This window comes from Pseudomonas neuropathica (assembly GCF_015461835.1).
GTDB classification, from domain to species: domain Bacteria; phylum Pseudomonadota; class Gammaproteobacteria; order Pseudomonadales; family Pseudomonadaceae; genus Aquipseudomonas; species Aquipseudomonas neuropathica.
Map to the genome: position 1 here is coordinate 110,566 of NZ_JACOPX010000019.1, position 22,242 is coordinate 132,807.

The 22,242-nt window shown below is 60.1% G+C and carries 22 protein-coding genes and 1 other RNA gene; 10 read left to right on the forward strand and 13 right to left on the reverse strand.

The window, feature by feature from the left end; genetic code table 11:
• Position 1: 1 nt before the first annotated feature.
• Genes H8F23_RS24955 through H8F23_RS24970 form a run of 4 tightly spaced genes read right to left on the reverse strand, consistent with a single transcriptional unit; the run spans position 2 to position 3,586 of the window.
• Positions 2–487, reverse strand: coding sequence for a DUF4442 domain-containing protein (locus H8F23_RS24955; RefSeq protein ID WP_095049393.1), 486 nt, complete (start codon positions 485–487; stop codon positions 2–4).
• Positions 480–1,667, reverse strand: coding sequence for a 2-octaprenyl-6-methoxyphenyl hydroxylase (gene ubiH, locus H8F23_RS24960; protein WP_095049392.1), 1,188 nt, complete (start codon positions 1,665–1,667; stop codon positions 480–482). The genes H8F23_RS24955 and ubiH overlap by 8 nt, the downstream gene beginning before the upstream one ends.
• On the reverse strand, positions 1,664–2,998 hold the full coding sequence (gene pepP, locus H8F23_RS24965) for a Xaa-Pro aminopeptidase (RefSeq protein WP_194936155.1): 1,335 nt from the start codon (positions 2,996–2,998) through the stop codon (positions 1,664–1,666). Before pepP ends, ubiH begins: the two co-directional genes overlap by 4 nt.
• Positions 2,999–3,025: 27 nt before the next feature.
• The gene (locus H8F23_RS24970) at positions 3,026–3,586 is read right to left on the reverse strand and encodes a YecA/YgfB family protein (protein WP_093429755.1); all 561 of its coding nucleotides are present in this window, start codon (positions 3,584–3,586) and stop codon (positions 3,026–3,028) included.
• A gap of 125 nt (positions 3,587–3,711) precedes the next feature.
• Here H8F23_RS24970 and H8F23_RS24975 point away from each other — a divergent pair, with 125 nt between their 5' ends.
• The 4 genes from H8F23_RS24975 to H8F23_RS24990 all read left to right on the forward strand — a co-directional run bounded on the left by H8F23_RS24975 (position 3,712) and on the right by H8F23_RS24990 (position 5,129).
• Positions 3,712–3,921, forward strand: coding sequence for a TIGR02449 family protein (locus tag H8F23_RS24975; protein ID WP_007911197.1), 210 nt, complete (start codon positions 3,712–3,714; stop codon positions 3,919–3,921).
• The gene (locus H8F23_RS24980; protein ID WP_093429754.1) at positions 3,918–4,235 is read left to right on the forward strand and encodes a cell division protein ZapA; all 318 of its coding nucleotides are present in this window, start codon (positions 3,918–3,920) and stop codon (positions 4,233–4,235) included. The genes H8F23_RS24975 and H8F23_RS24980 overlap by 4 nt, the downstream gene beginning before the upstream one ends.
• A gap of 30 nt (positions 4,236–4,265) precedes the next feature.
• Positions 4,266–4,444, forward strand: a non-coding RNA gene (gene ssrS / locus H8F23_RS24985) — 6S RNA.
• Between the two features lie 79 nt (positions 4,445–4,523).
• Positions 4,524–5,129, forward strand: a complete 606-nt coding sequence (locus H8F23_RS24990) for a 5-formyltetrahydrofolate cyclo-ligase (RefSeq protein WP_194936156.1) — start codon at positions 4,524–4,526, stop codon at positions 5,127–5,129.
• 36 nt (positions 5,130–5,165) lie between these two features.
• Here H8F23_RS24990 and H8F23_RS24995 read toward each other — a convergent pair whose 3' ends face one another.
• On the reverse strand, positions 5,166–5,321 hold the full coding sequence (locus tag H8F23_RS24995) for a hypothetical protein (protein WP_016985917.1): 156 nt from the start codon (positions 5,319–5,321) through the stop codon (positions 5,166–5,168).
• A 197-nt stretch (positions 5,322–5,518) separates the two neighbouring features.
• Between H8F23_RS24995 and H8F23_RS25000 the strand changes: the two genes are divergently transcribed.
• The 4 genes from H8F23_RS25000 to H8F23_RS25015 all read left to right on the forward strand — a co-directional run bounded on the left by H8F23_RS25000 (position 5,519) and on the right by H8F23_RS25015 (position 10,899).
• Entirely contained in the window at positions 5,519–5,968 is a 450-nt protein-coding gene (locus tag H8F23_RS25000; protein WP_194936157.1) for an EVE domain-containing protein, read from the forward strand.
• 121 nt (positions 5,969–6,089) lie between these two features.
• Complete coding sequence (locus H8F23_RS25005; RefSeq protein WP_099757474.1) at positions 6,090–7,055, forward strand: HlyD family secretion protein; 966 nt, start codon at positions 6,090–6,092, stop codon at positions 7,053–7,055.
• Entirely contained in the window at positions 7,052–9,781 is a 2,730-nt protein-coding gene (gene rbbA, locus H8F23_RS25010; protein ID WP_194936158.1) for a ribosome-associated ATPase/putative transporter RbbA, read from the forward strand. The genes H8F23_RS25005 and rbbA overlap by 4 nt, the downstream gene beginning before the upstream one ends.
• Entirely contained in the window at positions 9,781–10,899 is a 1,119-nt protein-coding gene (locus tag H8F23_RS25015; RefSeq protein ID WP_194936159.1) for an ABC transporter permease, read from the forward strand. The genes rbbA and H8F23_RS25015 overlap by 1 nt, the downstream gene beginning before the upstream one ends.
• Before the next feature lie 16 nt (positions 10,900–10,915).
• Here H8F23_RS25015 and H8F23_RS25020 read toward each other — a convergent pair whose 3' ends face one another.
• Positions 10,916–11,323 (reverse strand): flagellar basal body-associated protein FliL, encoded by a 408-nt coding sequence (locus H8F23_RS25020; protein WP_027610485.1) that lies wholly within the window; start codon positions 11,321–11,323, stop codon positions 10,916–10,918.
• 150 nt (positions 11,324–11,473) lie between these two features.
• Here H8F23_RS25020 and H8F23_RS25025 point away from each other — a divergent pair, with 150 nt between their 5' ends.
• Positions 11,474–12,451, forward strand: a complete 978-nt coding sequence (locus H8F23_RS25025) for an NADPH:quinone oxidoreductase family protein (protein WP_194936160.1) — start codon at positions 11,474–11,476, stop codon at positions 12,449–12,451.
• Between the two features lie 54 nt (positions 12,452–12,505).
• Here the strand turns inward: H8F23_RS25025 and H8F23_RS25030 are convergent, their stop codons facing one another.
• Positions 12,506–13,120 carry an energy transducer TonB gene (locus H8F23_RS25030; RefSeq protein WP_194936161.1) on the reverse strand — a complete coding sequence of 205 codons (615 nt, stop codon included), beginning with the start codon at positions 13,118–13,120 and terminating at the stop codon, positions 12,506–12,508.
• A gap of 178 nt (positions 13,121–13,298) precedes the next feature.
• Positions 13,299–13,928, reverse strand: a complete 630-nt coding sequence (locus H8F23_RS25035) for a flagellar basal body-associated protein FliL (RefSeq protein WP_194936162.1) — start codon at positions 13,926–13,928, stop codon at positions 13,299–13,301.
• A gap of 224 nt (positions 13,929–14,152) precedes the next feature.
• Here H8F23_RS25035 and glpT point away from each other — a divergent pair, with 224 nt between their 5' ends.
• The gene (gene glpT / locus H8F23_RS25040; protein ID WP_007911178.1) at positions 14,153–15,502 is read left to right on the forward strand and encodes a glycerol-3-phosphate transporter; all 1,350 of its coding nucleotides are present in this window, start codon (positions 14,153–14,155) and stop codon (positions 15,500–15,502) included.
• On the opposite strand, the gene H8F23_RS25045 is transcribed toward glpT, so the two are convergent.
• The 5 genes from H8F23_RS25045 to rho form a co-directional block, all read right to left on the reverse strand.
• Positions 15,478–16,146: a gamma-glutamylcyclotransferase gene (locus H8F23_RS25045; RefSeq protein WP_093429749.1), complete on the reverse strand. Its 669-nt coding sequence runs from the start codon at positions 16,144–16,146 to the stop codon at positions 15,478–15,480. The two genes, glpT and H8F23_RS25045, sit on opposite strands and share 25 nt — an antisense overlap.
• Before the next feature lie 196 nt (positions 16,147–16,342).
• Positions 16,343–17,311 carry a CDP-6-deoxy-delta-3,4-glucoseen reductase gene (locus H8F23_RS25050; protein ID WP_194936163.1) on the reverse strand — a complete coding sequence of 323 codons (969 nt, stop codon included), beginning with the start codon at positions 17,309–17,311 and terminating at the stop codon, positions 16,343–16,345.
• Entirely contained in the window at positions 17,311–18,777 is a 1,467-nt protein-coding gene (ubiD, locus tag H8F23_RS25055) for a 4-hydroxy-3-polyprenylbenzoate decarboxylase (RefSeq protein WP_194936164.1), read from the reverse strand. The genes H8F23_RS25050 and ubiD overlap by 1 nt, the downstream gene beginning before the upstream one ends.
• 80 nt (positions 18,778–18,857) lie before the next feature.
• Complete coding sequence (locus H8F23_RS25060) at positions 18,858–20,819, reverse strand: acyltransferase family protein (protein ID WP_194936165.1); 1,962 nt, start codon at positions 20,817–20,819, stop codon at positions 18,858–18,860.
• 125 nt (positions 20,820–20,944) lie between these two features.
• A complete protein-coding gene (gene rho, locus H8F23_RS25065; RefSeq protein WP_003229334.1) occupies positions 20,945–22,204 on the reverse strand; it encodes a transcription termination factor Rho in 1,260 nt (419 codons plus the stop codon).
• Positions 22,205–22,242 lie beyond the last annotated feature (38 nt).

The window sequence follows — 22,242 nt, forward strand, 5'->3', positions numbered from 1 at the left end:
TTTAAGCCTGTCTCGCTTGCGGCTTGAGCCGCACGTAAAGGGTTTTACCGACCCGCGCCACCAGATTGCCGGCGCCGTCATGAATGTCGACCTGCAACTGCGGCAGGTATTTCTCGCCATTGGCGGTTTGCCGGCGAATCTCGGCGAGCAAGGTCTCGTCGATATTGAAGCGGGCGAATACCGGGCCTTTGCCCGGCGCAATGAAATCGATGTCGGCAGCCTTGTCCCAGACAATGTACTTCGAGCCAAGGTTTTCCATGAGCATCAACATGAAGAACGGGTCGACCATCGAATACAGACTGCCGCCAAACTGAGTGCCGACGTAGTTGCGGTTGTACCAGCCCAGCCCCATCGACACCTGAACGTCGCGGAAATCATCGCTGATATGCCGAACCCGTACACCGGCGCCAAGATACGGCGGGTAGAACGTCATCACCCAGCGCATCAGCCGCGCCTTGCCGAATTTAGCGGTCAACCACTTAAGCATCCGGACGTGTTCCCAAACCCATGGCCTGACGGGCAAACCAGCGCTTGGCCGGCGGCAACAGATCGAGGCCGAGCAGGCCGATGTTACGGCCCAGCGAAACCAATGGCTGCGTGCTGCCGAACAGCCGCGTGACCTGATCGGAAAAGCCGACGGTGAGGTCCTGATCGAGACGCTGACGCTCGCGATAAGCCTGCAATGTGGCGAAGTCGCCCAGCGGCTTTTCACTGGACAACAATGCGGCGGCCAGGGCATCGGCATCACGCAGTGACAAGTTGAAACCCTGACCGGCAATCGGGTGCAGGCTGTGCGCCGCGTTGCCGAGCACAGCCAGATGCGAGCGCACCTGCTCTTCGGCCTCGACCAACGTCAGCGGATACAAATGCCGTGCGCCAACCTGTTTCAACGTGCCGAGGCGATAACCGAATACGCCCTGCAATTCGCTGAGGAAATCACGCTCGCTCAAATCGGCCAGACGCTGCGCGTCCATGCCCAAACGGGTCCAGACCAGAGCACAGCGGTTTTCCGGCAGCGGCAGCAAGGCCATCGGCCCTTCGTCGGTGAAACGCTCGAAGGCCATGCCGTTGTGCGCTTCGCTCGGGGTAATGTTGGCGATCAGTGCGCTCTGGTTGTACGGACGCTTGCGCACGTTAATGCCCAGCTGCTCGCGCAGACCGGAACGACCGCCATCGGCGAGCACCGCCAGGTCGCATTCCAGCGTGGTTTCATCGTTGAGGGTCAGGCGATAGCCATCGGGCAGCGGTTCCATGCGTGTGACCTCCGCCGGGCAACGCCAGCTGATCACGTCTTTGTCGATGTGCTGCCACAGGCACTGGCCGAGCCAGGCATTTTCCACCACGTAACCGAGCGCTGGTACGCCCTCTTCCATCGCCGACAGACGCGCGGTGGAGAAGCGGCCACGGTCAGAAACATGAATCTGCTTGATCGGCTCGGCGCGACGGGAGATTTCCTGCCACACGCCCAGCCGTTGATAAATCTGCCGCGAGCCGAAGGACAGCGCCGACGAACGTGCGTCGTAGCTCGGCTGCCAGCTGTCGCCCGGTGCAAACGGTTCGATCAGGACGATCTTCCAGCCGCGCGCCTTGGCTCCGGCCTGCAAGGCCAACGCCAGACTGGCGCCGACCAGACCGCCACCGATGATTGCCAGATTGACTCGACTCATGCCGCGTGGGTCCTTGCTTGCGCCATCAGCGCTTCGATTTCAGCGACGGTTTTCGGCACGCCGCTGGTGAGGATTTCACAACCTGTTTTGGTCACGACCACGTCGTCCTCGATACGCACACCAATGCCGCGCCATTTCTTCGCGACGTTCTGATTGTCCGGGGCGATGTAGATGCCCGGCTCTACGGTCAGCGCCATGCCGACCTCGAGCACTCGCCATTCGCCGCCGACCTTGTACTCACCAACGTCATGCACATCCATACCCAGCCAGTGACCGGCGCGGTGCATGTAAAAGGCTTTATAGGCTTCGCTGGCGATCAACTCGTCGACCTCGCCATGCAGCAATCCCAATTTCACCAGCCCCGTGGTAATCACTCGAACCGTGGCTTCGTGCGCTTGATTCCAGTGCTTGTTCGGGGCGATTTCGGCGAACGCGGCTTCCTGCGAGGCCAGCACCAACTCATAGATCGCTTTCTGCTCGGGCGAAAACTTGCCGTTGACCGGCCAGGTGCGGGTGATGTCGCTGGCGTAGCAGTCAATCTCGCAACCGGCATCGATCAATACCAGGTCGCCGTCCTTGAGCAGCGCGTCATTCTGCTGGTAATGCAGGATGCAGCTGTTACGCCCGGCGGCGACGATCGAGCCGTAGGCCGGCATCTTCGCCCCGCCCTTGCGGAATTCGTAGTCGAGTTCGGCTTCGAGGCTGTACTCGTAGAGCCCGGCCCGACTGGCCTGCATCGCACGGATGTGGGCTTGCGCCGAGATCCGTGCGGCTTCGCGCATCACCTTCACTTCTGCCGCCGATTTATACAGACGCATGTCGTGCAGCAGATGATCCAGGGCAACGAATTCGTTCGGCGGCTGGGCGCCGAGGTGCGCCTTGGAGCGGATCACATTGATCCAGTCCATCAGGTGACGGTCGAATTCAGGGTTGCTGCCCATCGCCGAATACACCCGGTCGCGGCCTTCGATCAGGCCCGGGAGGATGTCGTCGATGTCAGTAACAGGGAAAGCGTCATCGGCACCGAAGTCGCGGATCGCGCCTTCTTGCCCGGCGCGCAAACCGTCCCACAGTTCGCGTTCGGCGTTGCGCTCACGGCAGAACAGCACGTATTCGCCATGCTCACGGCCGGGCATCAAAACGATGACGGCTTGCGGTTCGGGAAATCCGCTGAGGTATTGGAAATCACTGTCCTGACGGTAGACATGCTCGACGTCGCGGTTGCGAATGGCGACCGCGGCGGCGGGCAGGATCGCGATGCTGTTGGGTTCCATCTGCGCCATCAGGGCCTTGCGGCGACGGCTGTATTCCGCTTTCGGGATATGGATCATGGGCAGATGGCTTTCCCTGGCACGCGATTAATGCAGCGACGGCTTGGCGGCTGGCGGCACGTCGGCTTTCTTGGTTTCCGAGAACAGGAGCAGCGGCGCAACGCGCAGGTACTCCATGACTTCCATGTAGTCGGTTTCGCCGTCTTCGGATTCTTCGAGAGCATCCTGCACTTGGGAAATGGCGGCCAGATCCTGCAGCACTTCGGTGGCTTCAGTGCTGAGCATGCTGCTGTCGCGGCAGTTCAGGCCGAAACCGCTGAGGAAGCCCTGGCACCATTGGCCCAGTGCAGCGGCGCGGTCAGCCAGCGGTGCGTCATCGGTCGGCAGCAGCAGAACGACAGTGACGTCGTCGCCGGTCAGCTCGCCTTTGACCATCTCTTGCAGGCCGATCAAGGCGTTGCGGACATTGTCCTGCGGTTCGCTTTCGAGCAACTCGGCAGCATCGATCAGCCACTCTTCGGCATTGAAGCCGGCACCGGCGCAGCTACGGCCAAGCAGCAGGCCATGCAGTTCGGCAGGCGAGACGTTGTGGCCGCTGGAAGTCAGCAGGGTGGCAAAGGCTTGGTACGGGGAATTCGCATTGGTCATGGGCAGCTAGGCGCCAGACGGCGCTATGTCTAGAATGAAGGCCTTGTATCCTACATCGACAGACTCGCCAAGACTATTAAAGGCTGTCCGCCAGCTACCTCCCATCAGACGAACACGTGGACACAATGGAAGACACCGACCTGCAAGCGCTGATGGCCAGACTCGAACTGTTGATTGGCCGAGTCGAGCAACTAAAGAGTCAAAATGCACTCTTACTAGCTCAGGAAAAGACCTGGCGCGAGGAACGCGCTCACCTCATTGAAAAAAACGAAATCGCCCGGCGTAAGGTCGAATCGATGATTTCGCGCCTCAAGGCCCTGGAGCAAGACTCATGAGTTCAAGCAATAGCGTCACCGTGCAGATCCTCGATAAAGAATATTCGATCATCTGCCCGCAGGAAGAACGCAGCAATCTGGTCAGTGCCGCGCGCTATCTGGATGGCAAGATGCGTGAGATCCGCAGCAGCGGCAAAGTCATCGGTGCCGACCGTATCGCCGTGATGGCCGCGCTGAACATCACCCACGACCTCTTGCACAAAGAAGAGCGTCCGGACATTCAAGCCAGCGGTTCGACCCGTGAACAGGTGCGCGACTTGCTCGATCGTGTCGATCTGGTCCTCGCCGACGATCAGAACACCAGCAAGGGCTGATTCAACTGGCCGCTTGCGGTATACTCGCGGCACTCCCTGGGGTGCTTGCCAGTTGACGATGTCCCTGAGCCGATTCGCACTACCCTGGAAGTTGCACGTTGGGCTGGTGTGCATGTCCGCTAGACGGAAAGCCTTAAAGTCTACTGCATCTTCCACCTTGAACTTTCGGGTTCAAGGGCTAAGTTGACAGCGGTTCATCCGGGGAGCCTGATTCGAATCCGATGTCGGTGAAAACCGCCATCGGATTTTTTATGCGTACGTTTTCGTCCAACCTGCCGAAGCCGAACCATGACCGAACCCGCGCTGCTGCCCCGCCCGCAACTCCGCCGCCTGCTGCGCAAGGCGCGCCGTGCGCTGACCAAGAGCGAACAACGCCAGGCTGCCAAGGGCCTGTATCGGCAACTGGCACAAGACCCGCACTTTCGCCGGGCCAGACATATCTCTCTGTACCTGCCCACAGACGGTGAAATCGATCCGCGCCTTCTGCTGCGCGAAGCTCAACGCCGGGGTAAATCGACTTATCTGCCGGTGCTCAGCGCCTGGCCACGCACCAAGATGGTTTTCCAACGCATTCGTCCCGGCGAGAAACTTAAACCCAATCGCTTCCGCATTCTCGAGCCGCGAGCCAGTCTGGCTCGGCAACGCAAGGTCTGGGCGCTGGATCTGGTGTTGTTGCCGTTGGTAGGGTTTGACGATGTCGGCGGGAGACTCGGGATGGGCGGCGGTTTCTATGATCGCAGCCTGGCGTATCTGGCTCGGCGAAAAAGCTGGCGCAAGCCGACGCTGCTGGGCCTGGCCCATGAATGTCAGAAGGTCGAACGCTTGGCGCAGGCAAGCTGGGATGTACCTTTACAAGGCACGGTCAGCGACAAGGCTTGGTATTTCGCGGGATAGGACGCCGCGCAGATCAGCGGCGTCGAGAAAGCCGTTTCAGCGTTTGAAGGCTGTCGACTGTTGCACCTGTTGCGCGACTTCAATCGGCGCGTCGGCCTTGTTCGACCACAAGCTCTGCGCATAACCGGTGGTTACGACGCCCAAGCCAAACAAAATTACCAAAGTCCATAGTAGATCCGGTTTGCGTTTCATCGATTGCCCCCCTCAAGGCACATCATCACGATGACAGCAGCGGTTTCCGTTCGTAGGCCGTGCAGCAGCGTCAAGCTTTAAAGGCCGGCATTTTGCGACAACGTGAACCTGCGCGCAAACGCTGACGTCAACCGACTGTCGGTTTGTCATAAAATTGCCCGACAACCTGCCCAATGACCGTTTCAGGAGCAAAAACCATGGCCTATTGGCTGATGAAGTCCGAGCCCGACGAACTCTCTATCAAAGGTCTGGAAAAGCTCGGCACAGCGCGCTGGGACGGAGTTCGCAACTATCAGGCGCGTAACTTCCTGCGCTCGATGGCCGTGGGTGACGAGTTCTTTTTCTACCATTCCAGCTGCCCGGAGCCGGGGATTGCCGGTATCGGGAAAATTATTCAGGCGGCGTACCCGGATCCCACCGCACTGGAGCCGCAGAGTCATTACTTCGATCCCAAGGCTACCCCGGAAAAAAATGCCTGGAGTGCGATCGATGTCGAACACGTCGAGACGTTCCCCCGGGTATTGAAGCTGGATTACCTCAAGCAGCAGACCGCGCTGGCCGAAATGCCTCTGGTGCAAAAAGGCAGTCGCCTGTCGGTCATGCCCGTGACGGCCGAACAGTGGGCCGCCGTGCTCGGCTTGCGCTGAGAACTGCCCGGTCACGGTTATTAGCCAAAAAAGGGGCTAGGCTTGGCGCTCGGTTGACTGACATCAAGCGATTGGAACGCTTGAACAGTCAGACTGCACGCCACAGCCGCAGGATGCCCCCATGTCGACGCACAGCCGCTCTTCACTTTTATACGCCGGGTCGCTTCTGGTGTTACTTGCCGCCGCCGGCGGGCTCGGTTACTGGATGTCGATCAGCAGCCGTCTGGTCGAAGGGCTGTCGATGGGCAACGGTCGGCTGGAAGCCACCGAAGTGCAGATCGCCAGCAAGACACCCGGACGCCTGGCCGAGGTGCTGGTCGATGAAGGCGACAAGGTCAACAAGGGCCAACTGCTCGCGCGCATGGACACCCGCACCCTCGAAGCCCAGCGCACTCAGGCCGAAGCCGAAGTCTTGCGCGCCCGGGAAAACCTCAACGCCGCCGAGGCCAATGTGCAATTGCGCCAGAGTGAACTGCTGCTGGCCCAGCAGGAACTGGGGCGTTCGCAATCGCTGTTCAAGCACGGTTTCGTCAGCGCCCAGGTTATCGATCAATTGCAGTCGCGTATCGGCACCGGCAATGCTGCCGTGACGGCGGCCCGCGCCCAAGTGTCGGCGGTCGCTGCAGCGATCGGCGCGGCGCAGGCGCAGGTCGCTCAACTGACCAGCGAAATCGACGACAGCAGCCTGCGCGCGCCGATTGATGGGGTGATCCAGTTGCGCATGGCCGAACCCGGCGAAGTGCTGGGGGCCGGTGGTCGAGTGTTACTGCTGATCGATCCCAACGACCAGTACATGAACCTCTACCTGTCTGCCTCGGTGGCCGGGCGTCTGGCCGTAGGCGATGAAGCCCGGGTGCTGCTCGATGCCCTGCCCGACAAACCCTTGCCGGCGAAGATCAGTTTCGTCGCCGGCAAATCGCAGTTCACCCCCAAAGAGGTCGAGACCCGTGACGAGCGGCAAAAACTGGTGTTCCGCGTCAAGCTACGCCTGACCCAACCCAGCGCCGTGCCGCAAGCCAAGCCCGGCATGCCCGGCGCCGGTTATGTGCGCATCGCGCCGATTGCCTGGCCGGCCAATTTGCAATGAACAGCCTCGCGGTTCAGGCGAACGCGATCGCGCACCGTTACGGCAAACAGCAAGCGCTGAGCGCTATCACCTTCAGCCTGCCCGCCGGCACCCGCTGCGGGCTGATCGGCCCAGATGGTGCGGGCAAGTCCAGCCTGCTCGGGCTGATCGCCGGCGTGAAGGCCTTGCAGCAAGGGCAACTGGACGTCCTCGGTGGGCAAATCCAGCAGCGCCGCCACCGCGACACCCTGTATGCGCGCATCGCCTTCATGCCCCAGGGATTGGGCGGCAACCTGTATCCCGAGCTGTCGATCCGCGAAAACATCCAGTTCTTTGCCACGCTGTTCGGCCTTTCGAAAGCCGACAGCGAGCAACGCATGCACAATCTGCTGCTCGCCACCGACCTGCTGAAGTTCGCCGAGCGCCCCGCCGGCAAGTTGTCCGGCGGCATGAAACAGAAGCTGGGCCTGTGCTGCGCACTGATCCATGAGCCGGATCTGTTGATCCTCGATGAGCCGACCACCGGCGTCGACCCGCTCTCACGCCGACGCTTCTGGGAGCTGATCGACGATGTACGGCGCGAGCGCCCGCAACTGACCCTGCTGGTTGCCACCGCGTATATGGAAGAAGCCGAACAGTTCGAGCATTGCCTGATGCTCGACAACGGCCAATTGATTGCCACCGGTCTGAGCCGCGAGCTGGCAGCCGTCACCCCCAGCGGCAAACTCGATGAAGCCTTCACACACTTCCAGGGCGACAGTCATCACGACGCTCAGCCGTTGGTCATTCCGCCGCGTACTGGCGGCACCACCGACATTGCCATCGAAGCCCACGACCTGACGCTGCGCTTCGGCGACTTCACTGCGGTGGATCACGTCAGCTTCGCCATCGGTCGCGGCGAGATTTTCGGTTTTCTCGGCTCCAACGGCTGCGGCAAGACCACGACCATGAAAGTCCTGACCGGGCTGATGCCGGCCAGCGAAGGCAGCGCGACACTGCTGGGCAATCCGGTGGACGCCAAGGATCTGGCCACGCGCAAGCGGGTCGGCTTCATGTCCCAGAGCTTTTCGCTGTATGGCGAACTCAGCGTGCGGCAGAACCTTGAGCTGCACGCCCGTCTGTTTGACTTGCCCAAGGCCGAAAGCGCGCAACGCATCGACGCATTGATTCAGCGCTTCAACCTGCTCAGCGTCGCCGATCAGCCGTCCGGTGCGCTGCCTCTCGGACTGCGTCAACGCCTGTCGCTGGCGGTCGCGGTGTTGCATCGTCCGGAAGTGCTGATCCTTGATGAGCCGACCTCCGGCGTCGACCCGGCAGCCCGTGATGACTTCTGGCGACTGCTGATCGAACTGTCCCGCGAGCAAGGCGTGACGATTTTTCTCTCCACCCACTTCATGAACGAAGCCCAGCGCTGCGACCGCATCTCGCTGATGCACGCCGGCAAAGTCCTGGCATGCGACACCCCGGCAGCGCTGCAGCGTCAGTTTGCCGGAGAGACGCTGGAGGCTGCTTTCGTGACGTGTCTGGAACAGGCCCAAGGCACTGCCCAATCGCCTCCCGCGAGTGAATCGCCGACAGCGCCATCAGCGCCAGCCGCCGCGCCGCCAGACCAGCAACGCGGTTTCAGCCTCGGGCGCCTGCTGGCAGTGGCCAGCCGCGAAGGCAAGGAGCTGCTGCGCGACAAAGTGCGCATGGCTTTTGCGCTGGCGGGGGCGATTTTCATGATGGTGATTTTCGGCTACGGAATTTCCCTCGACGTAGAGAACCTCGCGTTTGCCGTGTACGACCAGGACCAGACACCGCAGAGCCGAACCTATCTGGAAGCCTTTCGCGGCTCGCGCTACTTCGATGAACGGCCAGCCATCCACGACGCTCAAGAGCTGCACCGCCGCCTGCAACGCTCGGAGATCAAACTGGCGCTGGAAATCCCGCCCGGATTTGGCCGCGACCTGTACGCCGGGCGCCAGCCTGCGGTGGCGGCGTGGCTGGACGGCGGCATGCCGTTTCGCGCCGAGACCAGCCGCAATTATGTCGAAGCCGTGCACCTGGCCAACCTGCAGCAGTTGGCCGAACAGAGCAGTCCCGCCATCAGCCACCAAGCGGGTGCCAGCCTGCAAACGCGCTTTCGCTACAACCAGGATGTGGTCAGCGTCAACGCTATTGGCCCCGGGGTCATGGCGCTGATTCTGGCGTTCATTCCGGCGATGCTCACCGCACTCGGCATCGTGCGCGAAAAAGAACTCGGCTCGATCACCAACTTCTACGCCACGCCCCTGACCCGCCTGGAGTTTCTGCTGGGCAAACAGGCACCATACCTGCTGGTCAGTCTGGTCAATCTCGCCCTGCTGGTGGCGATGAACCGCTGGCTGTTTGGCGTGCCGTTCAAGGGCAGCCTGCTGACGCTGGCGTTTGGTGGCCTGCTGTATGTGCTGGCGACCACCAGCATGGGCCTGCTGATCTCGGCGTTCACTCGCACGCAAATCGCCGCGATCCTCGGCACCATGATCATCACCAGCCTGCCGACCATCCAGTTCTCCGGACTGATCGTGCCGCGCTCTTCACTGGAAGGAGCGGCTGCGGTGATGGGCATGCTGTTTCCGGCAGGACACTTTCTCGACATTGCCGTGGGGACGTTCACCAAAGCGCTGGACCTGCGGCAGCTGTGGCCGCAGTGCCTGGCGCTGTTCGGGTTCTTTGTCGGGTTCACCGGGCTGAGCCTGATCATGCTGAAAAAGCAGGAGGCCTGATGCACAAGTTAGCGCACATCCTGCGCCTGGGACTCAAGGAACTGACCAGCCTGCGCCACGACAGCGTGTTGCTGCTGTTCCTGTTCTACGCCTTTACCGTGGCGATCTACATGCCCGCCGCCGGCTCGGTGATCGGCGTGCACAACGCCAGCGTGGCGATCGTCGACGAAGACCACAGCGCCCTCTCGCGCCAGTTGGCCCAGGCCCTGCAACCGCCGGAATTCCAGGCGCCAGTGCTGCTCCCCTACCCGCAACTGGACCAGGTCATGGACAGCGGCCAGTACACCTTCGTCATCAACATTCCGGCGGGGTTTCAAACCGATCTACTGGCGGCGCGGCAACCGGCCATTCAGGTCAACGTCGATGCCACCGCGATGAGCCAGGCGTTCATGGGCGCTGGCTACATCAGCCGGATTTTCCAGCGCGAGCTGCAGGCCTATGGCGACCAGGGCGATGCCACAAGCAAAACGCCGATTCAACTGACCACCCGCGCGCTGTTCAACACCAACCTTGAGGGTGGCTGGTTTCTGGCGGTGATTCAGATCGTCAACAACATCACCATTCTGGCGATCATCCTCACGGGTACGGCGCTGCTGCGCGAACGCGAGCACGGCACGCTTGACCATTTGCTGGTGCTGCCGCTGACGGCGCTGGAAATCATGCTGGCGAAAATCTGGAGCAACCTGCTGGTGGTGGTGCTGTGCACCTGGCTGTCGCTGGAGGTGGTGGTCAAAGGCGCGCTCGGCGTGCCGCTGTCCGGCTCGATGAGCCTGTTTTTGCTGGTGACTGCGGTTTATCTGTTTGCCAGTACCGCGTTGGGGATCTTTCTGGCGACCCTGGCGCGCTCGACGCCGCAGTTCGGTTTGCTGGCGATTCCGGTGATCATCCCGATGTTGCTGCTGTCGGGTGGCAGCACGCCACTGGACAGCATGCCGCAATGGCTGCAGTGGGTCATGCAGGGCTCGCCGTCCACGCACTTTGTCAGCCTTAGCGCCGCGATTCTGTTTCGCGACGCCGGGCTGAGCGTGGTCTGGCCGGACCTGCTGGCGCTGACGGCCATCGGCCTGCTGTTCTTCGTCATCGCCCTGGCACGCTTTCGCAAAAGCCTGGCTTCCTGAACAGCAGCCAACGCACTTACTGAATGATCAGGTTGTTGAACAACAGATCTTCAACCACCGGCTTGCCGGTCTCGTCATTCATCACTTGCTGGGTCTGCTTCAACGCTTCCTGACGCAGCTTCTCTTTACCCTCGATGCTGCCCATCGCCTCGGTGGTCTGCTGAGTGAACAGCGCCACCAGTTGATTGCGGATCAGCGGCTCGTTGGCCTTGACCAGTTTGGTCGCCTCTTCACCGGTCACACGCAATGCCACATCGGCCTTGTAGACCTTGAGCTTCGGCGTGCCGTCCAGCCCGTAGTTGCCCACGAACGGCGGGCTCAGGGTGATGTAGTTGACCTTCGGCGCCTCGCCTTCTTTGGCTTCTTCGGCCAGCGCTGCCACAGGCAGAGACAGGGCCAGCAACAACATGATCCACGCTTTCACAATTCGCTCCTTATCCGGTTTGCGGCCTAGCATAACGACCCGCCGCGCAAGCACAAGCTTATGGCTGACTATCAGGGCCGGGCATGCTCGTTGACCCGTTGATTCACACACCTACACTTATCGGCCATCACTCCCAAAGGAATAGCCCTGATGAAAGCCGTGCTGTGCAAAGCCTTCGGCCCTGCCGAATCGCTGGTGCTGGAAGACGTCGCCAGCCCTGTCGCGAAGAAGAACGAAATCCTGCTGGACGTGCACGCCGCCGGGGTCAACTTCCCGGACACCCTGATCATCGAGGGCAAATACCAGTTCAAGCCGCCCTTCCCGTTCTCGCCGGGTGGCGAAGCGGCTGGCATAGTGCGCGAAGTCGGGGAAAAGGTCAGCCACCTCAAGGTCGGCGACCGGGTCATGGCCCTGACCGGTTGGGGCAGCTTCGCTGAACAGGTCGCGGTGCCGGGCTACAACGTGCTGCCGATTCCGCCGTCGATGGATTTCAACACCGCCGCCGCGTTCAGCATGACCTACGGCACCTCGATGCACGCCCTCAAACAACGCGCCAACCTGCAAGCGGGGGAAACCCTGCTGGTACTCGGTGCATCCGGCGGTGTCGGTCTGGCTGCTGTGGAAATCGGCAAAGCCATGGGCGCCCGCGTCATCGCTGCCGCCAGCAGCGCCGAGAAGCTCGCTGTGGCCAAGGCTGCCGGCGCCGATGAGCTGATCAACTACAGCGAATCAAGCCTCAAGGACGAAATCAAACGCCTCACCGACGGCCAGGGCGCCGACGTGATTTACGATCCGGTCGGCGGCGATCTGTTCGATCAAGCCATCCGCGCCATCGCCTGGAATGGCCGTCTGCTGGTCGTCGGTTTCGCCAGCGGGCGCATCCCGGAGCTGCCGGTCAACCTCGCCCTGCTCAAAGGCGCGGCGGTACTCGGCGTGTTCTGGGGTTCCTTCGCCCAGCGCCAGCCACAGGACAACGCAGCGAACTTCCAGCAGTTGTTTGGCTGGTTTGCCGAGGGCAAGTTGAAACCGCTGGTATCGCAGGTGTATCCGCTAAGCAATGCGGCGCAGGCGATCAATGATCTTGGCCAGCGCAAGGCGGTGGGCAAGGTGGTGGTGCAGGTGCGCTGAGTAACCTTTCGATAAAGGCCAGAATGTCCGGCTCGGTCATACTGGCTTTTGTTATCAGAGCAACTCACGAATCTCCGTGGGCAACAGGCTTATGAATTTGCGCGTGGGGCTCTCTCGACAAGCCCTGACGATCTTCTCAACCTGCCGATTCATCCTGGCGATCATCGCCAGACGCTGCTCATCCGGAAGCTGGGTTTTATGGAAGACGTTCGACAGATAGGCGCGGGTTTGTGCGAACGCCGCCGAATCGATCCATGAATACTCGGCAATGTTGGCGAGATTTTCATTAACCGTATGGCATCGCAGGGTTGTCAGCTGCTGATTGACGTGAATGGGCTGATCGAGATCGAGCCTGAAAATCATTGGCGCGATGACTTCCTGCTGTTCAGGTTTATTCCCTTCAACCGTCCAGGGTTTGAAACGCCACTGCGCTATCGCGACTCGAACCGCATCGGAAAAGTCAGGGTGAGTGCTCTCTCGAATGCTGATTTCGCCGACCGAGCCATCAGCATTGGCGACGAAACTAACATTCACCTCGCCCGTTATACCTGCCCTTTGCAGTTCTAGAGGATAAATCGGCTTGGGATTGTTTTCCGGTATCAAAAACACTTCTGAGGCCAACGCAGAACAGCCGACCAACAACCAAAACCCAGCCAAAAACCAGCGCATGATCCTGCCCTTCCCTAGTGAGTTGCCCTATCCGGCAACAACACAAAGGTTACTGAGCAATGACTTTTAACTGAATGGCGCAGCTTCGCCGCTGCATGCAGGACGTTTCCCTGATCCCCCGGGGAAATCGGGCGAACCCGATACGCGAATGGTCGCAGGTAATTTTTCTGACGGATGTTTAGCTGCCGTTTGCGCCTGCAACGTCACCGGGCATCAGTTGTTCCTGAACCTTCTCGCTTCGCGACTGGATCAACTGCCCCTTGTCGTCGAAGCGCAAAACAATCAACCAGTCATAAACATCCACTGGCCATTTCGGCTGGCCGATCAGCGCCGGGCCATCGCCGCCGAAAGCGGCAATCAGCTTATTGATGTGCCCATGGTGCCAGGCAATCAGCACGGTTTTTGCCTGATTGTGCTTGCGCAGCAGACTGACCAGTTCGTCGACCTGGTTATTGGCGTAGGGCTGTTCGATGGGCAGTTGCAGGCGCTGGGACAGCGGGATCAGTGTCTGCCGTGGCCGCATACTTTCCGGACTGTCGGCGGTAGCGATCAGACGCTGAGGGGTGAGCGTCTGGCCATCCAGTTTCAACGGCGTGAAATAGTCGGCATAAGCCGCAGCGCGTTGTTCGCCCCGGGCATTGAGCTCACGCCCGACATCAGGCTTTTCCGCATGACGGACGATCAACACGGTGACATTACGCAGGCCTGGCGCCGCAGAACCTTGGGCGAAGCTCAATGCCAACACTGCAACAGTCACCGCTGCGACCATCAACAGTCTGGGCAATAGCCTGCGAACTTTCGGGGTCATCGTTTATCTCGCGAAATCAGTCGATCCATAGATCGCGAGTCTAGGACACAACGTTCCGAGCGCGACAAAAACGCCCCGTTCTTACAGCTGAGCGACAGGTTCGTAAAAGAACATGCGACTTCCAACATTTTCCGCTATTTGCTCGATGCGAACCGGTGCTATTTTCGGTAACGAAACTGTAACATTCGCATCCGCAGTCAAAACAAGAAATCTGGAGCTCTTGAATGTTTGCTTTCTTTCGTCCTGCCGCACATCAGGCTCCATTGCCTGAAGAAAAAATAGACAGCACTTACCGACGCCTGCGCTGGCAGATCTTCGCCGGTATCTTCTTTGGCTACGCGGGTTACTACCTGCTGCGCAAAAACTTCTCGCTGGCCATGCCGTACCTGATCGACGAAGGCTACAGCCGTGGCGATCTGGGTCTGGCGATGTCGGCGATCGCCATTGCCTACGGCCTGTCGAAATTCCTCATGGGCCTGGTGTCCGACCGTTCCAACCCGCGTTACTTCCTGCCGTTCGGCCTGCTGGTCTCGGCCGGGGTGATGTTCATTTTCGGTTTCGCGCCTTGGGCAACGTCCAGCGTGACCATGATGTTCATCCTGCTGTTCATCAACGGCTGGGCCCAGGGCATGGGCTGGCCGCCAAGTGGGCGGACCATGGTGCACTGGTGGTCGCAGAAGGAACGTGGCGGCGTGGTGTCGGTGTGGAACGTGGCGCATAACGTCGGCGGTGGCCTGATCGGTCCGCTGTTCCTGCTCGGCATGGGCCTGTTCAACGACTGGCACGCGGCGTTTTACGTACCGGCAGCCGTGGCGCTGGGCGTGGCGGTATTTGCCTTCATCACCATGCGCGACACTCCGCAATCGGTCGGCCTGCCACCCATCGAGAAGTACAAGAACGATTACCCGGAAGGCTACGACGCCAGCCACGAAGACGAATTCAGTGCCAAGGAAATCTTCGTCAAATACGTGCTGCGCAACAAAATGCTCTGGTACATCGCCATGGCTAACGTCTTCGTTTACTTGCTGCGCTACGGCGTGCTGGACTGGGCACCGACCTACCTCAAGGAAGCCAAGGGTTTCACCGTGGATAAAACCTCGTGGGCCTATTTCTTCTACGAGTGGGCGGGCATTCCGGGCACGCTGCTGTGCGGCTGGATGTCGGACAAGATCTTCCGTGGCAACCGTGGCCTGACCGGCATGGTGTTCATGGCGCTGGTGACCGTGGCGACCCTGGTTTACTGGCTGAACCCGGCCGGCAACCCGACCGTGGACATGATCGCGCTGTTTTCGATCGGCTTCCTGATCTACGGCCCGGTGATGTTGATCGGTCTGCAGGCGCTTGAACTGGCGCCGAAGAAAGCCGCCGGCACGGCTGCGGGTTTCACCGGCCTGTTCGGCTATCTGGGTGGTTCGGTCGCAGCCAGTGCAGCGATGGGCTACACCGTTGACCATTTCGGCTGGGACGGCGGTTTCGTCCTGCTGGTGGGCGCCTGCCTGCTGTCGATGGCGTTCCTGGCCCCGACGCTTTGGCACAAGCAAGTCGCCAGTCAGAGCCGCGAAGCAGTCGCCTGATCGCTTTGTGATTTACAGCGCTTGAGCCGCGCCTCCAGGTTGCGATCTGGCATGGCGTGGCTGCGCAGGGCGTGGGCGGTCTGCTCGACATAATCGCGAGTGGTGCCGTAACGCCCGCAAGCGCTTGCGAACACCTGGCTCAGCACGTGATCCGGCAAGTTGCCGGCATAGCTGGGCAGGTGTCGCTCCAATACGAATCCCAGGGCCTGCACCTGAGTGCCATCTTCGAGCCGGCAGTTGAGCCAGTGTGGCCGGTAGGAAGGCACTGGCATCTCGCGTTTCCACAAGGCGTACAGCGCCGCGTCGAGATTATCTTCCGGCAAGCGATAGGCGAAGCCGCTGCACGAACCGCCACGATCCAGACCAAACACCAGTCCCGGCATTTCGGGCGTACCACGGTGCTCGTGCGACCACAGGTACAAACCGCGATGGTAACCATGCACGCGGCCGCGCACCCGCTCCACCGCCGAGCATTCAGGCCGCCAGATCAGTGAACCATACGCGAACAGCCACACCGGCCCGCCCTTGTGGCGCGCCATGGTTGATTGCATGGAAGCGAGAAGTTGTTCGTGCGTCAGCTGCGGCCCAAGATCGAGCCGCGGAGGGTAATTCAAATTCAGAAAAGCGTTTTCAATGGCGCTCATGGCGAATAGCGTTCAGCTCCCCGCGGGTGAAGAATTACTTAATAGAACGCACCGCTGTAACAATAAGGCACATATGTTTTAAGGCAATTTGAGTGCCATGGCACAGTTCTTAATTGATTGCCTGATTGCCATATAACCTAGCGGTATTTATGCAATTACATAAATACCGATCGGCTATATATAGCGTTATAAGGAATCAGGAACGGGGAGCGTAGGCGAACACGTCCGCACGCATTTGATGGGCATCCATGCCGGCTTCTACCAGTGCATCCAGAGTGCCGTAGACCATCGCCGGTGAGCCACTGGCGTAGACGTGCAAGGACTTCAGATCCGGGAAGTCTTCACACACTGCCTCATGCAGCATCCCGCAGCGTCCTTCCCAACCGCATTGATCGCTGACGACTTTGTGCAGGAACAGATTGGGCAACTTCAACCATTCGTCCCAATGCTCGATCTGATAGAAATCTTCCGGACGGCGCACGCCCCAATACAGATGCACAGGGTGTTTGAAGCCGTTGGCGCGACAGTGTTCGATCAAGGCGTGAATCTGGCCCATGCCGGTGCCAGCGGCGATCAGCACCAGCGGCCCTTCCGGCAGCTCGGCCAGATGCGTGTCACCGAATGGCAGCTCGACACGCACCATCGCATTGCGTTGCAGCTGTTCGATCAGGCTCAGTGCACTGGCTTCGCGCGCCAGTACATGGATTTCCAGATCACGCCCGCCATGCGGGGCCGAGGCCATGGAGAACGCCGATTTCTCGCCGTTCTCGCGCTCGATCATCAAATATTGCCCAGCGTGATAACGCGGTGGCTTGCCCGCCGGCGCACGCAGACGCACGCGCCAGGTGTCGCCGCCGACGTCCCGGCATTCGATGACCTGACACGACAGGCTGCGCACCGGTAGTTCTCCCAGCGCGAGCACGCCATCCCACAGCAGGATGCAGTCTTCCAGCGGCTCGGCTATGCAAGTGTAGAACTCACCGTGGTCGTGCACTTTGCCATCCTGCGCGACGCGGCCTTCAACCAGCAACGCCGCACACACATGACAATTACCGTTGCGGCAGCTTTGCGGGCATTCGTAGCCCAGACGCCGCGCGCCGTCGAGAATCCGCTCACCGGGCTGTATCTCAAGCACTGCTCCGGAGGGCTGCAGGGTTACACGCATCAATCTATTCCTAACTGATTCCAGATGGCATCGATCCGTTGGGTGACGGCGTCGTCCTTGACGATCACGTGGCCCCACTCGCGAGTGGTTTCGCCCGGCCACTTGTGGGTGGCATCGAGGCCCATTTTCGAACCTAACCCTGAGATCGGCGAGGCGAAGTCGAGGTAGTCGATCGGCGTGTTATCGATCATCACCGTGTCGCGCTTGGGGTCCATGCGCGTAGTGATGGCCCAGATCACGTCGTTCCAGTCACGGGCGTTGATATCGTCGTCAGTGACGATAACGAACTTGGTGTACATGAACTGTCGCAAAAACGACCAGACACCGAGCATCACGCGCTTGGCGTGCCCCGGATACGACTTCTTCATGGTCACGATGGCCATGCGATACGAGCAGCCTTCCGGCGGCAGGTAGAAGTCGGTGATTTCCGGGAACTGCTTCTGCAGGATCGGCACGAACACTTCGTTCAACGCCACGCCGAGGATCGCCGGCTCATCCGGTGGACGACCGGTGTAGGTGCTGTGGTAGATCGGTTTGATCCGGTGGGTGATGCGCTCGACGGTGAACACCGGGAAGCTGTCGACTTCGTTGTAATAACCGGTGTGGTCGCCGTACGGGCCTTCATCGGCCATTTCGCCGGGATGGATCACGCCTTCGAGGATGATTTCGGCGGTGGCCGGCACTTGCAGGTCGTTGCCACGGCACTTGACCAGTTCGGTGCGATTACCGCGCAAGAGGCCTGCGAAAGCGTATTCGGACAGGCTGTCCGGCACTGGCGTCACCGCGCCGAGAATGGTCGCCGGATCCGCACCCAGGGCGACGGACACCGGGAACGGCTGGCCCGGATGCTTCTCGCACCACTCGCGGAAGTCGAGGGCACCGCCACGGTGGCTGAGCCAGCGCATGATCACCTTGTTGCGGCCGATCACTTGCTGACGGTAGATACCGAGGTTCTGACGATCCTTGTTCGGGCCTTTGGTGACGGTCAGACCCCAGGTGATCAGCGGGCCGACGTCGCCGGGCCAGCAGGTCTGCACCGGCAGCATCGCGAGGTCGACGTCGTCGCCTTCGATGACCACTTCCTGGCACACCGCGTCTTTGACGACTTTCGGCGCCATCGAGATGATTTTGCGGAAGATCGGCAGTTTCGACCATGCGTCTTTCAAGCCCTTCGGTGGCTCCGGCTCCTTGAGGAACGCCAGCAGCTTGCCGATTTCGCGCAGCTCGCTGACCGACTCGGCGCCCATGCCCATCGCCACCCGTTCAGGCGTGCCGAACAGGTTGCCGAGCACCGGGATGTCGTAGCCGGTGGGTTTCTCGAACAGCAGCGCCGGGCCCTTGGCCCTTAGCGTGCGGTCGCACACCTCGGTCATTTCCAGCACCGGCGAGACGGGAATCTGGATGCGTTTCAACTCTCCGCGCTGCTCAAGCTGCTGCACGAAATCCCGAAGATCCTTGAATTTCATTGACGATGGCACCCTCAAAATAGGCGTACATCCTACCTGCTCTGACGGGCAAACAGCAGCCCGTCAGAGCCAGGCATCAATCAATTGTCGCTGGTGCCCAGCATCAATGGCGCAAACAACGGGCTCAGTCTGGCGCTGCCAACGTCCGAAAGATGATCGGCATCCTTGTATTGCGAGTGGCCATCGACATCGATGGCGCACAAGCCGTCCTTGCACATCAGCGGCGTCGGATCGATGACATGAATGCCGGAATCAGCGGCGCTCATCGAGTCGAACAACGACGTGAAAAACTGCTGGCGAGCCAAGTGTTCGCTGAGCGGGCGACCGAGACCTTCTGCCGAACGGCCGATGCGCGCCAGACTGGTCAGACGGTCGATGAAGCTCTTGTGTTGCAGTGGCACTTCCTTGAACAGCCAGACTTGCACACCCGCTTCACGCAACTCGGCCACTTGCACTTTGAGGGCGGCAGCCATGCGCTGCTCCGCCTGGCGCGGGTTGTCCTTGCGATCAAGCAGGAACTGTAGATCGCCATCGCCGTCTTCACGACCATAAACGTACAGGCTCCAGTTCGCCGCCAACACCACGTCCTTGATCCCCAGACTCGTGACGCGGTCCATGTTGCGCTGGTTGAAGTCTTTGCACTGAGGGCGTAAGTGGTCATCGATGATCGGCGGGCACCCGGTCAAGCTGTAAAGCCACACCGGCTGCACGTTGCGCCCGGCATTGCCTTCGATGGCTGGCAACAACGCGGCGGCGTGACTGTCACCCCAGAACATTTTCGTCGCCGTTATATGTTGATCACCGCCCACCAGACAGGATTTGGTCAGCGCCTTGTCAGTGCTCAAGTGCATGCAGTTCGACTGCCCCGCATTCCACTCGCGCGATTGCGCATATTCCAGAGCCTTGCCGGTCAGGCGCTGCGGCACGCCGTCTGCCGAACGAATGGCCGAACCGGTAATCGCCAGCACGGCGATCGACACCAGACCGCCGACCAACACCGAATTACGACTGGCGAACACACGCTTCTCACGAAACGGCAGTTCGATGTAGCGCAGGCTCAGCCAGGCCAGCGCCAATGCCAGAGCCATCCAGCCGAGCGCCTCCAGCGGCTGGATACCGTCGATGGAGATCGCATTGGCATACACGTAAACCGGCCAATGCCACAGGTACAGCGAATAGGAGAGCAAGCCGATCCACACCAGCACGCGGACACTCAACAGCCGGCTCGCCCACGTTGGGCCTTGTGCGCCCGACCAGATCAAGGCCGTCGTACCCAATACCGGTAGCAGTGCAGCCCAGCCTGGGAACACCGTGGACTTGTCGTAGGTGAACACCGCCACCAGCACCGCCGCCAGACCGACCAGGCCAACAGACTGCCGCAGCCACGGCCGCGCGACATGCTTGGGCACGGGCATCACCGCCAGCATGGCCCCGCAGAGCAGCTCCCACGCGCGGGTCGGCAACGAGAAAAAGGCAAATTCCGGCCGGCGTTCGATATAGATGATATTCAGGCCGAACGACACCAGCAGGACAGCGAACAGCATCCAGCGCCAATGGCGGACGTAGCGCATCAGCAATACCATCATCAGCGGGAAGAAGATGTAGTACTGCTCTTCTACCGCCAGCGACCAGGTATGCAGCAGCGGCTTGAGTTCCGAGGCGGGCTCGAAGTAGCCGTCTTCGCGCATGAACAAGATGTTGGAAATGAACAGCGACTGATAACGAATAGTCCGCCCGAGTTCGGCCAGGTCTTTGGCCGTCAGCAACAGCCAGCCTAATGCCAGCGTGACCACCACAACCACAGTCAACGCCGGCAGGATGCGCCGGGCGCGACGCCCCCAGAAGTCGAGGAAGCTGAAGCGCTGCGCGCTGATTTCACGAAACAGGATTGAAGTGATCAGAAAACCGGAAATGACGAAGAACACATCAACGCCGACAAAGCCGCCGCTGAATGTGTTGAATCCGAAATGAAACAGGACGACGGGAATAACCGCCAGCGCCCGTAATCCGTCGATATCACGGCGATTGCCAAACGTGTGCATAACCTTTCTTATCCTTGCAGGTACAAACCGCTCCAGACAAGGACAGTAGCGCGTTACGAAAGTTATGCGGCGCGTGCGCAAAAAAAACGCCCCCTTTCGGGAGCGTTCTTTTTACAGCGTGTGTATTACTTACGCTTCATCGACAAGAAGAACTCGTCGTTGGTCTTGGTCGTTTTCAGCTTGTCGACCAGGAACTCGATGGCAGCCACTTCGTCCATCGGATGCAGCAGCTTGCGCAGGATCCACATACGCTGCAGTTCGTCGTCGGCGGTCAGCAACTCTTCGCGGCGGGTGCCGGAGCGGTTGATGTTGATCGCAGGGAACACGCGCTTCTCGGCGATCTTGCGATCCAGAGGCAGCTCCATGTTGCCGGTACCCTTGAACTCTTCGTAGATCACTTCGTCCATCTTCGAGCCGGTTTCAACCAGCGCGGTGGCGATAATGGTCAGCGAGCCGCCTTCTTCGATGTTACGCGCGGCACCGAAGAAACGCTTTGGCTTCTCGAGGGCGTGGGCATCGACACCACCGGTCAATACCTTGCCGGAGCTCGGGATCACGGTGTTGTAGGCACGGGCCAGACGGGTGATGGAGTCGAGCAGGATCACCACGTCTTTCTTGTGTTCAACAAGGCGCTTGGCCTTCTCGATCACCATTTCAGCAACCTGCACGTGACGGGTCGGCGGCTCGTCGAAAGTCGAGGCAACCACTTCGCCACGCACGGTGCGCTGCATTTCGGTTACTTCTTCCGGACGCTCGTCGATCAACAGCACGATCAGGTGAACTTCAGGGTTGTTACGGGCGATGTTCGCGGCGATGTTCTGCAGCATGATCGTTTTACCGGCTTTCGGCGGTGCAACGATCAGACCACGCTGGCCTTTGCCGATCGGGGCGCACAGGTCGATGACACGACCGGTCAAGTCTTCGGTGGAGCCGTTACCGGCTTCCATCTTCATGCGCACGGTCGGGAACAGCGGAGTCAGGTTCTCGAAGAGAATCTTGTTTTTCGCGTTCTCGGGACGATCGAAGTTGATCGTGTCGACCTTGAGCAGGGCGAAATACCGCTCGCCTTCCTTCGGAGGGCGGATCTTGCCAACGATGGTGTCACCGGTGCGCAAGTTGAAACGGCGGATCTGGCTTGGCGAGACGTAGATATCGTCCGGGCCGGCCAGGTAGGAAGCGTCAGCGGAGCGCAGGAAGCCGAAGCCGTCCTGGAGAATCTCCAGCACGCCATCACCGGAGATTTCCTCGCCGCTTTTCGCGTGCTTTTTCAGCAGGGAGAAAATCACGTCCTGCTTGCGCGAACGGGCCATATTTTCTATGCCCATCTGTTCGGCCAATTCGAGCAGTTCGGTAATCGGCTTTTGCTTGAGTTCAGTCAGATTCATATAGGAATGACGTAATCATTTATGGAGGGGGGGAAATT

Bases quoted from the DNA above. Each gene is read 5' to 3' on its own strand.
- H8F23_RS24980 (WP_093429754.1), top strand. From the start codon at position 3,918: ATGAGTTCAAGCAATAGCGTCACCGTGCAGATCCTCGATAAAGAATAT.
- H8F23_RS25060 (WP_194936165.1), bottom strand. From the start codon at position 20,819: ATGCACACGTTTGGCAATCGCCGTGATATCGACGGATTACGGGCGCTG.
- H8F23_RS24970 (WP_093429755.1), bottom strand. From the start codon at position 3,586: ATGACCAATGCGAATTCCCCGTACCAAGCCTTTGCCACCCTGCTGACT.
- glpT (WP_007911178.1), top strand. From the start codon at position 14,153: ATGTTTGCTTTCTTTCGTCCTGCCGCACATCAGGCTCCATTGCCTGAA.
- rho (WP_003229334.1), bottom strand. From the start codon at position 22,204: ATGAATCTGACTGAACTCAAGCAAAAGCCGATTACCGAACTGCTCGAA.
- rbbA (WP_194936158.1), top strand. From the start codon at position 7,052: ATGAACAGCCTCGCGGTTCAGGCGAACGCGATCGCGCACCGTTACGGC.
- H8F23_RS25025 (WP_194936160.1), top strand. From the start codon at position 11,474: ATGAAAGCCGTGCTGTGCAAAGCCTTCGGCCCTGCCGAATCGCTGGTG.
- ubiH (WP_095049392.1), bottom strand. From the start codon at position 1,667: ATGAGTCGAGTCAATCTGGCAATCATCGGTGGCGGTCTGGTCGGCGCC.
- H8F23_RS24995 (WP_016985917.1), bottom strand. From the start codon at position 5,321: ATGAAACGCAAACCGGATCTACTATGGACTTTGGTAATTTTGTTTGGC.
- H8F23_RS24990 (WP_194936156.1), top strand. From the start codon at position 4,524: ATGACCGAACCCGCGCTGCTGCCCCGCCCGCAACTCCGCCGCCTGCTG.
- pepP (WP_194936155.1), bottom strand. From the start codon at position 2,998: ATGATCCATATCCCGAAAGCGGAATACAGCCGTCGCCGCAAGGCCCTG.
- H8F23_RS25030 (WP_194936161.1), bottom strand. From the start codon at position 13,120: ATGCGCTGGTTTTTGGCTGGGTTTTGGTTGTTGGTCGGCTGTTCTGCG.
- H8F23_RS25005 (WP_099757474.1), top strand. From the start codon at position 6,090: ATGTCGACGCACAGCCGCTCTTCACTTTTATACGCCGGGTCGCTTCTG.
- H8F23_RS25000 (WP_194936157.1), top strand. From the start codon at position 5,519: ATGGCCTATTGGCTGATGAAGTCCGAGCCCGACGAACTCTCTATCAAA.
- H8F23_RS25045 (WP_093429749.1), bottom strand. From the start codon at position 16,146: ATGAGCGCCATTGAAAACGCTTTTCTGAATTTGAATTACCCTCCGCGG.
- H8F23_RS25050 (WP_194936163.1), bottom strand. From the start codon at position 17,311: ATGCGTGTAACCCTGCAGCCCTCCGGAGCAGTGCTTGAGATACAGCCC.
- H8F23_RS24955 (WP_095049393.1), bottom strand. From the start codon at position 487: ATGCTTAAGTGGTTGACCGCTAAATTCGGCAAGGCGCGGCTGATGCGC.
- ubiD (WP_194936164.1), bottom strand. From the start codon at position 18,777: ATGAAATTCAAGGATCTTCGGGATTTCGTGCAGCAGCTTGAGCAGCGC.
- H8F23_RS24975 (WP_007911197.1), top strand. From the start codon at position 3,712: ATGGAAGACACCGACCTGCAAGCGCTGATGGCCAGACTCGAACTGTTG.
- H8F23_RS25015 (WP_194936159.1), top strand. From the start codon at position 9,781: ATGCACAAGTTAGCGCACATCCTGCGCCTGGGACTCAAGGAACTGACC.
- H8F23_RS25035 (WP_194936162.1), bottom strand. From the start codon at position 13,928: ATGACCCCGAAAGTTCGCAGGCTATTGCCCAGACTGTTGATGGTCGCA.